Below are 11,431 nucleotides of genomic sequence, written 5' to 3'. Positions count from 1 at the left end.
CGAATAGATTTTCCCCTGAACAATAAGGTGCGAGCGATATTTCAGTGTATCTGAATTCGCATCAAGGCAATGTGAAATATGGTGAGCGAAGCGGCGAGTTGTAAATAAAAACGCAGCAGCGCCTGCATTTTTTTACATTCCGTTTTACAACAACCGGCTTTCTTTACCAAACTGGCTGCGCAGGAACTCCATTTGATCGCCACGGATACGGTGGCTGTTAATCAGCGCCAGATACTCCGCCATATTAGGCACATAGGGCAACGCCAGTAATTCCATCTCGATTTCGTCAAGCCGATGGCTACCCTTGCGCTGGTTACAGCGCCGACACGCCGATACCACATTCAGCCAACGGTCTTTTCCCCCGCGCGAAGTGGGCACGATATGGTCACGGGTGAGCACGTTTTCGGGAAACGGTTTACCGCAATAGAGACACAAATGCTGATCGCGACGAAACAACGCCCGGTTGGTCAAAGGTGGTGCCGGGCGCTTGTGGTTATGGGTAACGCCATCGCAGGCGATGATCGAATGCAGAGACAGGCAGGAACGGGTGCCGGTAAGGCGACTGGTGCCGCCGTGCAGCCGGTAGATCACATCTCCCAGCGTCCAGGTCACCAAGCCACGCGCATAAAGGGTGGCGGCCATTTGCCAGTCGAGCCACTCAACCGGCGTGCCGGCTTTATCCAGGCGCAGAATGCGTTCACTCATGGGCAACCTCGGCAATGTGATCAGGCATGGCACGGAGCCTCTGGATAACTCCTTGCGTGCTCAGCGTGGCCTGAAGGGTGCAGCTGTTGTGTTTTTTCGCAACGGACAGGGTGGGCTCCCTTTCCTAGCGATAAAGCGCAACAGATGTGCCCTTCAGGCCACGCCCTGCGGGTCTTTCAGGGTGGCTCGCACTCGTTGTTGCGCTTTTTCGATGGATGGACATACACCTTCAAAATCGCGCCTAGATTGCGAGCCACCCTGAAAGACTGAGTATGCAAGGAGTTATCCAGAGGCTCCGCAAATATAAACGTAAAGTAATGACGATTCTGCGACACAAGGGTCTGCGACAAGGAGCGGGGAGAGGCAGGAGCACCGTCCGGCATGGACCGGCGGAGGAAAGTGGATTGCCTGTGGCTGTGTATGAACACGATGGCAGCGCCTTTACCCGGTTATCTCTGATTAACCTGCCACGACAGGCTAATCACAGACACCGGATTGAATAAATAATAAACAGCTCGCGGTAATGGCCGCAACTTTCTTTATCCTCGCTTATCCGTCGCTTATCCGTTTCTTCACTCTGGTTCATCCTGCGCAGCAGCACGAAACACTGGCAAACGGTAACAGCTCATTACCCGCGTGCCGGTATTATCGCCATCCGTCATGATCGCCACCGCATCCACTGCGTTCACCTCCATGCCATGAAAACGCCTGAAATCGGCCTGCACATTGCGCGAGAACCGGTGCCAGGAGCCGGCACCACCCGGCCCCTGCACCACGACCATCTCTGCCTGGCTGGCAAACGGGTTGGGCCAGTGAGCGCCGGGCTCGGCATCACGGGACCAGACATAGTTGATCGCCCGCGTCTGCCAGGGCAACCAGCCTTTTTTCACCACGTACACGCGAGCCTGAAAATCATCCCCCGCCTTGCTTTGCTCCAAGGTGTCAGGCCAGGGAGGGATGACTTCGCCCTGCCACTGCCAGGTCAGCCAGGGGGTCTGGTTGAGATCCACCTCCTGCTCCCTCACCAGGCCCGAGGCCGTTCCTTTCGCAAGAGCTTGCCAGCAACCGTTCACTTGCCGGTACTCCGTATGCCCCGCGAACTCCACTTCCCGCCAGCCCTGCGGCACATCCGAAACCGCCAAAGCAGGCATTAGGGCCAAGGACAGCGCCACCCAGCGTGGTATACATTGGACTCTCCGGTCACAAACAAACCTCGTTTTCATGGGCCGAATTCCTAAAATACGCTGTTTACTGTGCCATTAGCCGAAGGCAGACACCATGCAGTTTGATTACATCATTGTCGGCGCCGGTTCTGCCGGCTGCGTACTTGCCAACCGCCTTTCCGAGAATCCGAATAATCGCGTATGCCTGCTCGAAGCTGGCCCCGCCGATAACAGTCTGTTCATTCGGATACCAGCAGGCATCATTTTGATGATGCGCTCCAACGCGCGGAACTGGCGTTACTACACCGTACCGCAAAAGGCGCTGAACAATCGCCAAATCTATATTCCCCGCGGGAAAACCCTGGGTGGCTCCTCCGCCGTTAATGCCATGTGCTACACCCGGGGCCACCAATCGGACTACGACCACTGGGCCGCCCTGGGTAACAAAGGCTGGGGCTTTGACGACGTGCTCCCTGTTTTCAAACGCTCGGAGCATTATGAAGGCGGTGAAGGCCCCTTCCATGGCACCGGTGGCAAGCTGAACATTGCAGACCTGCGCTTCACCCACCCGGTGAGCAATGCTTTCATCAAGGCCGGCGTGGAAGCCGGCCACCCCGCCACCGACGACTTCAACAATGATGTCCAGGAAGGCGTGGGCATGTACAAGGTCAACCAGAAGGACGGTGAACGCTGCGGGGTGTCCAAGGCCTACCTGCACCCGGTGATGGACCGCCCCAACCTGACCATCATGACCAATGCGCTGGTAAATCGCATCCTGTTCGAGGGCAAGCGCGCCATCGGTGTGGAAGTGGAACACAACGGCCAGATCCGCACTCTGAAAGCCGACAACGAAGTCATCCTGTCCGGCGGTGCGATCAACTCTCCCCAGGTACTGAAACTGTCCGGGGTAGGCCCGGCTGCCGAGCTGGCCGAGCACAACATCCCGCTGGTCCATGAGCTGCCCGGTGTCGGCGAAAACCTGCAGGATCACCCCGATGCTCTGGTGGTACACAAGAGCCTGCGCAAGGACACTCTGAGCCTGGCGCCCGGCGCGCTGATCACCACTGGCCTGAAAGGCATCTTCAATTTCTTCTACCGCCGCAATGGGCAGCTTACCTCCAACGTGGCGGAAGCTGGCGGGTTTATTAAATCCCGCCCGGAAGAGACGATCCCGGACCTGCAACTGCACCTGACCGCGGCCAAGCTGGACAATCACGGCCTCAACACCTTGTTCAGCATGGGCTACGGCTATTCCGCCCACGTCTGCATCCTGCGACCCAAAAGCCGTGGCAATATTACCCTGCGCGATGCCAACCCGCGCTCACCGGCCCTGATCGACCCGCGCTTCCTGGAACACCCGGACGACATGGAAGGCATGGTTCGCGGTGTGAAGGCCGTTCGCAAAATCCTGGCGCAACAGGCGCTGAATGACTGGCGCGGTGAAGAACTGTTCCCGGGCAAGGACACGCAGAGTGATGAAGAGATCCGCGAGTTCCTGCGCCAGAAGTGCGACAACATCTATCACCCCGTGGGCACCTGCAAAATGGGCAGTGATGACATGGCGGTGGTGGACGCGGACCTGCGCGTACACGGCCTGGAAGGCCTGCGCGTGGTAGATGCTTCCATCATGCCGACGCTGATTGGTGGTAACACCAATGCCCCGACCGTGATGATTGCCGAAAAAGCGGCTGACGCGATTCTCGGCGCGTAACACAGCGGCAAGCGGCAACGCTGTTTGAGGACAGGGGGGGGCGGGACGCCACACGGCAACCGCCCCGCCCGCGAAGAATGGGCAGGCGTTCCCTTCCAGGGAACGAACCGAGCGCAGCGAGGCAACAGAGGCATCCGATGCACTTTCTTTCTGACCTGTCGAACCCGGACGCCTGACCGGTCTTAGGGTTCGTCCCTCAAGAGGAACGCCTACAGCGGCTTCGTGGAAAACCCGAAATCTGGAGCACGTTTCCAGCCTTTACTGTCTATCACGTTGTCGCGCGCAACTCCTCGCTTGTTTCACCCTACTGTCATATTTTTTTTACACACTGCCCCCCTTCTGGTGATTGCGTGATATCCGTTTGGGGGGATGTATGATCGATGCAGTTTCATCACCGCGTGCACAATTGGTCGAATTGCTGTGGCAGCTTAAACAGAATTTTGATCAGGAAAATGACAGCAGTCTGCGATTTGTTCATTTCAACACGCTGCTGAACGACCCGGTCTACCGAGCGGAAATCATTACCCGCGCCATTCAAAGTGACAACCGAAAAATCCGGGCGCTGGGGCTGAAGCTTCAGGAGGCCAACCGGGACGGCGTATTGCTGCACAAACGCCCTACCGCCAGCCTGCCGACCCCACTCACCAACCCGGATATCGCGGAAACCCTGGGCAGCAGACACCCCTCCAGCGGTAAACCTTCAGGCCTCTATGCCTGGGTTGCCCTGGCCGTCGTTGTGCTGTGCATGGCGGGCTATTTTGCCTATGACCCGGTGCGCCAGTTGATCGCCGGGCAGCAAACCATCAAGGGCTCCCTGTTCGGACAAAACACCTGGCATGCCGGCACCACCTGGGTGCTCGATGGCATTGTCTATGTGGAAGCGGGCGGCAGTCTGACCATCGAACCGGGCACACGCATTGAAGGCAAACCCGGCTCCGCCCTGGTAATTACCCGGGACGCCACCCTGTTCTCCCGTGGCCAGGAAAACGCACCCATCGTCTTTACCAGCACCCAGCCGGAAGGCACCCGTACTGCCGGCGACTGGGGCGGTGTGGTCATGCTCGGCAGCGCACCGGTTAACGTGGCCAACGCACATATTGAAGGCATTCCCGACGGCGATACCCGGGGAGCCTTTGGCGGCAGCGATGCGGACGGCTCCTGCGGTGTGATGGAATACACCCGCGTGGAGTTCGCCGGCTTCGAGGTCTACGCCAATAACGAATTGAATGGCCTGACCCTGGGCGGCTGTGGCAGCAGCACCATTATTCGTAATGTGCAGGTCCATCGCGCACTGGACGACGGTATCGAAGTGTTCGGTGGCACAGTGGACCTCAAGCACATCATTATTACCGGTGCTGCGGACGACTCGCTGGACTGGGATATGGGCTGGCGTGGCCGGGTACAGTTTCTGGTAGCACAGCAACATGCCAATGTGGGCGACAATGCGTTTGAAGGCGATAATCTCAAGGCGAATCCGGATGCCACACCCATTTCCGCGCCGGTCATGTATAACGTGACCTTGATCAGCCCGCGCAGCCATGAAAAATACCACCGGGCGATGACCCTAAAGGTGGGCACCGGCGGGCATTTCAACAACATGATTATTGACGGTTTCTCCGGGGAAACCATCGACCTGAAAGGCGGCGAGACCGTGCGCCGTATTCAGGAAGGCGAGCTCACCTTCAACAGTATGATGGTGCATAAAGTGGGCAGCCGTGGCCTGACGTTCTTCGACGCAGAAAACATGGACAATGATGACGATAACGGTTTCGACGAGCGTCGTTATTTCCAGAGCCGTTCCGTGGGCGCCCAGTTTGGCACCGACCCGCTGCTGACCCGCGATGCGACCAGCACCTCCCATCCGGACTTTGCCCCCACCTCACGCTCTCCTGCCCGCAATGGCGCCACGGCGATTCCGCAGGGCGAGTTCTGGGATGAAGCAGCGGATTATCTCGGTGCCATGCGCCCGGGCAGCGCGCAGACATGGGCCGACAACTGGACGGCGTTTCCGTTGAATTAGGGAGCCTCTGATGTCGGCTTACGGCTACGCCTAAGCCGACCTGCGGGACTGCCCGCGATACATCAGTTGAAAATTCAAAGTGAAAAGTTGAAAAGGAAAACCGGGGGAGCTTTTCCGGTTCCCCTGTCTGAGCTTGTCGCTCAGACCCGCACCTCGACCTGCACTTTTTTCGCAGCGCGCCCCATCATCTCAATGACTTTTTCACGGTCGCGTTTTCTCATGATGTCGCTCTGCACGTGCAGACTGAAGCCTTCCGCTTCGTAGTCCACGGCCACCGTTTTGTCCTGCTTCAGGTCCGTGGCGGAGCGGGCCAGGGTGCGCAAGATGGTGTTCTTGTCGAAATTACGGATGCGCTCCAGATCGATGTGGATGCCAAAGCCATCGGTTTGCGCAGACACATAACGGTTCTTTGCCCCCGCATCCCGTTTGGCACCCAACGCCTCGAACACGGGGATCGGCCGGTTAAATCCCTTGACCTGAATGTCACCCATGCTGCGGCACTGAATCCGGTTATTCACCAGCGCCTGGGTCGCCTCCGAGATCAGCACGCCGCCTGGCCGGCAGGCGGATTCCAGACGGCTGGCCAGGTTCACATCCGTGCCCAGAATGGTGTAATCCATGCGCGAATCGGTACCAAAGTTGCCCACCGTGGCGTAACCGGTATTGATGCCAATACGGATTTCCAGCTTGTGGTCGATGCCTTCGCGCTGCCAGCGCTGGCGCAGCAGCTTCATTTGTTCCTGCATCTCAATGGCCATCAATACACAACGGTAGGCATCTTCCTGGGCGCCTTCGCTTTTCGGATCACCAAAAAAGATCATCACCGCATCACCAATGAATTTATCGATGGTGCCACCGTGACGCAGGGCAATGCGCGTCATCTCGCTCAGGTAGGTGTTGAGCATTTTGGTAAGCGTGGTCAGCGGCAGCTCTTCGGAGATGGCACTGAATCCCTTGATGTCGGAAAAGAACACGGTCAGGCGCTTGCGTCGGGTTTCCAGCTTGGCGTCACGTTTGCCGGAAAAAATCGACCCCCATACCTGGGGCGGCAAATACTTGGCCAGCTTGCGGGACATATCCACCGCCTGCTTCTGCTGGCGCCGCACCAACTCCTGTGCCTGCTTGAGGTAACGAGCCTGCAGGTGGGCAAACGCGGAGGAGGCACCCACATAGATCCCTAACCCCAGCATGGAAATCACCGACAGCAACACCGGCGTCTGTTCCGGCGACAGCACCTGAAAGCCCAGCATCCAGCCCATCAGCAAAGCACCAACCCCGGTCATCAACACATTCAGCAACCAGGGTTTCAGCCCGCCACTGCTGACAGAATTGGCGTGCACGATAATCAGCAGCACCATGGCCGGCACCAGTGAAAAGTGCAGCAACGCACACACCAGGCCAATCACCATGGCGTCAGCCTGCATCAGTAATTTGTGCACTGGCTTGGTGGGCCGGTCCTGCTTTTCAAACAGGAACAGCAGCCCCTGGGCCGACATGGGATAAATCAGCAGCCCCGCCACCCCCAGCATGTATAACTCGGGGAACAGGCTCAGCTTCAGGCCCGCCATCAGAATCATGGCGGCCACCAGAAAGGCCAATAGCCGTATGTAGTTTGCCTGACGGCGCGCCCGCTCCATGGGACCCAACTGGGGGCGGCGAGCTTTCTTTTTCGTCATGGAGGTCGTCATGTGATCCGCTTCACGCGATTTCTGCGAAGCTTAGCGGTTTAGTCTCTAAGAAAAAAGACTGGGATGACTAAAGGTAGGCGATTCCCTGCCACCGGAAAACGGGCGCACTCTGCAACTGGGACTCATCTGCGATTCGGGCTACCATGGCGCCGTTGTAATAGGAGCCCTGAATGGACACCCTCACCGCCCTGACCACCCGTGTATCCGCCCCGCGCCTGGAAGCTCCCGGCCCCAGCGATGAGCAACTGGACATGTTGCTGCGTGCAGCCATTCGTGCCCCGGATCATGGTCTGCTGCGCCCGTGGCGCTTTATCGTGCTGCAAGGCCGCCAGCGCGAACGTCTGGGCGACATCATGGTGGCCCACCTGCTGGAAGCACAACCGGACGCCGACAACCGTGCTCAGGAGATTGCCCGCAGCAAGGCCCTGCGTGCCCCCACCATTATCATTGCCGTGGCCGAAGTGACCGAGGGCCACAAGATTCCGGTCTGGGAGCAGGTACTCGCTGTGGGCGCATCCGTTCAGAACATGATGCTCGCGGCTTACGAACAGGGCATCGGTGCCATGTGGCGCACCGGGGCCATGGCAAACTCTACCCTGGCCAAGGAAAAGCTCGGCTTTGCGGCCAAGGATCAGGTTGTCGCCTACCTTTACCTGGGTAAACCCGTGGGCAGTCTGAAATCCCTGCCTAACGACGCCCCCGCTGACTTCCTCCGCGAATTGCCATGATGGATCTGGCTGCTCTGGCAGAACAGGTCCGCAATGCCATTCCGCTGACCCGGCATCTGGCCTTTCAGCTTGAAACATTTGATGGCCAGGCGCTGACACTCACCGCGCCATTGGCCGTCAACCACAACGACAAAGGCACCTTTTTTGCTGGCAGCCAGTCGGCCCTGCTGACACTCGCCGGCTGGAGCCTGACGACCCTGCTGGCCCGCCAGGCAGGCGTGGATGCGGACGTGGTTGCCGTCAAGACCGGGCTTGAGTATCAGCTGCCCCTGGACAGCGATATCCACATTACCGCCACCGCCAGTACCGACGACATCAGCCGCTTCCAGCAGCGCCTGACGCGCCGGGGAAAAGCCACGCTGACGGTTTTGGCGCAGGGTACCAGTGCCAACGGCGCGCAGGTCTGCGAGTATCAGGGTCTTTATCTTGCGAAGGATCGGACCCCATGACAGCTGACAGCACCATCATTACCACTCACTTCTATTTGCTGGCCTATGCGGGCTGGGCATTGTTTTTGCTCATCCTGCTGATCAGCGCCCGTTCCCTGGCCGTGTTGAGCGGCAAAAGTAAAGCCGACGGCTTTCCCCCATATCACTACAACCCGGCCTGCCCCCTCAATCGTCTGCATCGGGCCTATCTGAACACGCTGGAGTTACTCGGCATCCTGATTGTCGTCGGCGCCACCGCTTTGTGGCTCGGCAACACCGAACTGAGTGCCTGCCTGCTCCCCTGGATCGTTGCCGCCCGTGTGGCCCAGAGCATTATCCATCTGGCCGGCGTGAACCACTGGCTGGTGCAGATTCGCTTCGGTTTCTTTCTGGTACAAGTGGCGTTAGTGAGCTGGCTGGCTGTAGACCAGGCCTGCACATTGCTGTCACTGTTCAAACCCTGAACAACCGGCGGCATGAGGCTTGCCTCACGCCGCCCCCTCCGGTACTCTACGCGCCCTCAAGAGTTGCCCAGTGCGCTGTTGACGACAATCTGGTGAGGTGTCCGAGTGGCCGAAGGAGCACGCCTGGAAAGTGTGTATACCGCAAGGTATCGAGGGTTCGAATCCCTCCCTCACCGCCAAATACTTCAATAAAATCAGCCCTTTACGGGCTTTTTTTATTTCTGGTGTCGAGAAAGTGACGAAAGCGGGTTTAATGCCACCGCTTCGCGCAGATGATCCGGCGCAAGGTGTGCATAGCGCATGGTCATGTTGATAGTGCTGTGACCCAGAATCTTCTGTAGTACGAGTATGTTCCCACCATTCATGACGAAGTGTGCCGCGAAGGTGTGGCGCAATACGTGTGTTGCCTGTCCCTTTGGTAAATCAATTTCAGCAGATGTGAGTGCATGGTGAAAACCGCGAATGCAGTTGGAGAAGTAGCCGTTGGTTTTCAAATGGTCCTGGGCACGCTTTTCGAGGTCGGGTGAAACAGGCACCGCCCTGACTCGCTTGCTCTTCGTATTGACGAACTCGACCGCCCCACCCTTCACCCTCTCTTTTGTCAGGCTTAGGGCCTCAGACCATCGGGCACCTGTTGCAAGGCAGATCCTCACAACACAATCCAGATCCTCAGGGGAGCTGGTGGACTGTACGGCCGTAAGCAATCGTTCTATCTGATCGGCTGTAAGGAAAGTGACTGGATTCTCTTGAAGGCGCAGCGGCTTGACCTTTGAGAGCGGGTTTTTATAGGCAATGTCATCGAAGGAAATCAGGGCATTGAAGACGGCCTTCAGGTAGCCAAGGCGGTTATTGAGTGTCTTGCCTGCCATGCCGTCGCTGAGGAGTCGGCCACGGGTTAACAGGTATGACTTGGCTGTGAATTGGCTTGCGATCGGGTTGCCCAGTTCCTGGGCGTGGAGCTTCACTATCTCAAGACGCCTGACACCATCGGTTAACGTGTGGCCGTGGAGTTGATGCCAGCGATCGGCTAGATCGGTAACGGTCCGTTTATCGCGCTTGGGGCGCTTTGCACCATCTGAATGATCGGCACGCTTTTGTGCTTCAAATAGACGGGCTTCGCCCTTGGTTGCGAAACGCTTACGGTAGCGAGAGCCTTTGACCGGTTCCACATCCGCAAGCCAACGCCCGTCAGGTAGCTGTTTGATCATACGGCTTTGCCGTATCTGACCACCCTTTCCTTCAAGAGCTTTAGGACGTGGGCCTGTATCTCAGTGCTGCTTTTGCCTTTGTTTAGATAGTGGTCACGGATCAAGTCATAAACCGGGAGAGCATGGAGCGCACGCCACGTTTGTTCAAAGGTCAGGCGCATTCTAGCGGCGCAGCTGATGAAGTTGCCCAGGAGCAATTCAACGTTTTTACCGGAGAATCCCGCCGCTGTTTTGTGATACCGCTTGTAGTCGACCTGGTATTCATCGTCACAGAGCTTTTGACGGCTTAGAACGGTCCATACGGGATCGAACCAGCCCGGTCTGGCTAGGAACTTGAACTGGCGCAGGGCATAGCGCCAGAGGCCGTCACGATGGTCTACGAGGCCGTAATAGCTATCGAAGTCGAAGGCTTCACCGGTTTCAGTGTCAACGGTGCCTTCTGAAAACTGGCGAACCACTGAATGGTGGAAGCGCATCTCAAGACGCCAGACAGGCTTTTCTGGATCGTACTGGCCGGATTGCTCCCAATTGTGCTGCCACATATCCAGCTTGTCATGGGCTTTGGCCTCCTGAGACTTGTTATAGAGGGCCATTTGCAGGCCATTGGCTGCACCAAAACGCCAAGATTGACCACGGCCGTAGGTAGCGGATTCAGAGTCCCAATCAAGGGACTGAATGCCCTGGACAGAAGCGACCCGCTTTGAGCGGCAGTGCAGGCGTGCTTCAAAATCCGCTGGGGGTTCCCAACCCTGAAAATCCAGTGCGATGTGAATAGCGGTTCCAGAAGCTACGGAATCAGAAAGCACGTCACTGGCGAGAATATCCAGCAGTTGCTGTAACTGTGCAGGGGTGTGGGCCTTGATGCAGTGGGGGGAGACCTCAATTTTAAGGTGTGGCCCTTCGTTATCTTGGTCGACGTGAAAAGACTTGATCAGCAGGATAAGGCCGAGGTCTGCATTCTGTAGGCGGAACTGATAACCGGAGCTGCGCCCGGTTCTACCCGGCATCCAGTCATAACCAGCAAACTCGACCATGTCACGGCTTTCAAAGAGATCAAGCACGCCCGGCTTGATGCTGCCCCTGTAAAGCTGGCGCACGGTGTCAGTACCGAAATGCACCATTTTAAAGTCTGTGAGGTCTGTTACCTCGCAGGTTCCTGCGTCAACGAAGATACGACCGTCCGGCGCTTCGAGCATATCCGGCCCAAGGGAAACCATGTGATTAGGAGCTTTAGCCATTATCAGTACCTATGTCGTTATGTGGTTTAACGTGTTTCTCGTTATATTTTTATAAGACGTGCTACAGGCTTCATTAGG

The 11,431-nt window shown here is 57.4% G+C and carries 10 protein-coding genes and 1 tRNA gene; 6 read left to right on the top strand and 5 right to left on the bottom strand.

What is annotated here, in order from left to right; all coding sequences use genetic code 11:
- Nucleotides 1–144: 144 nt before the first annotated feature.
- Together COA55_RS07015 and COA55_RS07010 are read right to left on the bottom strand one after the other, a co-directional pair.
- Nucleotides 145–705: an HNH endonuclease gene (locus COA55_RS07015; RefSeq protein ID WP_063519808.1), complete on the bottom strand. Its 561-nt coding sequence runs from the start codon at nt 703–705 to the stop codon at nt 145–147.
- Nucleotides 706–1,277: 572 nt separating this feature from the next.
- Nucleotides 1,278–1,856 carry a DUF3047 domain-containing protein gene (locus COA55_RS07010; RefSeq protein WP_290501204.1) on the bottom strand — a complete coding sequence of 193 codons (579 nt, stop codon included), beginning with the start codon at nt 1,854–1,856 and terminating at the stop codon, nt 1,278–1,280.
- Nucleotides 1,857–1,983: 127 nt separating this feature from the next.
- Between COA55_RS07010 and COA55_RS07005 the strand changes: the two genes are divergently transcribed.
- Both COA55_RS07005 and COA55_RS07000 read left to right on the top strand, forming a co-directional pair.
- On the top strand, nt 1,984–3,579 hold the full coding sequence (locus COA55_RS07005; RefSeq protein WP_290501151.1) for a choline dehydrogenase: 1,596 nt from the start codon (nt 1,984–1,986) through the stop codon (nt 3,577–3,579).
- 373 nt (nt 3,580–3,952) lie between these two features.
- Nucleotides 3,953–5,599, top strand: coding sequence for a hypothetical protein (locus COA55_RS07000; protein WP_290501150.1), 1,647 nt, complete (start codon nt 3,953–3,955; stop codon nt 5,597–5,599).
- A gap of 140 nt (nt 5,600–5,739) precedes the next feature.
- Here the strand turns inward: COA55_RS07000 and COA55_RS06995 are convergent, their stop codons facing one another.
- A complete protein-coding gene (locus COA55_RS06995; RefSeq protein ID WP_290501149.1) occupies nt 5,740–7,275 on the bottom strand; it encodes an adenylate/guanylate cyclase domain-containing protein in 1,536 nt (511 codons plus the stop codon).
- 182 nt (nt 7,276–7,457) lie between these two features.
- On the opposite strand from COA55_RS06995, the gene COA55_RS06990 reads away from it, so the two are divergent.
- The 4 genes from COA55_RS06990 to COA55_RS06975 all read left to right on the top strand — a co-directional run bounded on the left by COA55_RS06990 (nt 7,458) and on the right by COA55_RS06975 (nt 9,086).
- Nucleotides 7,458–8,015 carry a nitroreductase gene (locus COA55_RS06990; RefSeq protein ID WP_063519972.1) on the top strand — a complete coding sequence of 186 codons (558 nt, stop codon included), beginning with the start codon at nt 7,458–7,460 and terminating at the stop codon, nt 8,013–8,015.
- Nucleotides 8,012–8,464 (top strand): YiiD C-terminal domain-containing protein, encoded by a 453-nt coding sequence (locus COA55_RS06985; RefSeq protein ID WP_290501148.1) that lies wholly within the window; start codon nt 8,012–8,014, stop codon nt 8,462–8,464. The genes COA55_RS06990 and COA55_RS06985 overlap by 4 nt, the downstream gene beginning before the upstream one ends.
- Nucleotides 8,461–8,907, top strand: a complete 447-nt coding sequence (locus COA55_RS06980; protein WP_290501147.1) for an MAPEG family protein — start codon at nt 8,461–8,463, stop codon at nt 8,905–8,907. The genes COA55_RS06985 and COA55_RS06980 overlap by 4 nt, the downstream gene beginning before the upstream one ends.
- A gap of 91 nt (nt 8,908–8,998) precedes the next feature.
- Nucleotides 8,999–9,086: transfer RNA gene (locus COA55_RS06975), tRNA-Ser, on the top strand.
- Between the two features lie 36 nt (nt 9,087–9,122).
- Here COA55_RS06975 and COA55_RS06970 read toward each other — a convergent pair.
- Together COA55_RS06970 and COA55_RS06965 are read right to left on the bottom strand one after the other, a co-directional pair.
- Nucleotides 9,123–10,115 carry a tyrosine-type recombinase/integrase gene (locus COA55_RS06970; RefSeq protein ID WP_290501146.1) on the bottom strand — a complete coding sequence of 331 codons (993 nt, stop codon included), beginning with the start codon at nt 10,113–10,115 and terminating at the stop codon, nt 9,123–9,125.
- Nucleotides 10,112–11,353 carry a hypothetical protein gene (locus tag COA55_RS06965; RefSeq protein WP_290501145.1) on the bottom strand — a complete coding sequence of 414 codons (1,242 nt, stop codon included), beginning with the start codon at nt 11,351–11,353 and terminating at the stop codon, nt 10,112–10,114. The genes COA55_RS06970 and COA55_RS06965 overlap by 4 nt, the downstream gene beginning before the upstream one ends.
- Nucleotides 11,354–11,431: the final 78 nt, after the last annotated feature.

The organism is Alcanivorax sp., assembly GCF_002733835.1.
Taxonomy (GTDB): Bacteria; Pseudomonadota; Gammaproteobacteria; order Pseudomonadales; family Alcanivoracaceae; genus Alcanivorax.
This window is presented reverse-complemented; position numbering and strand designations above follow the sequence as displayed.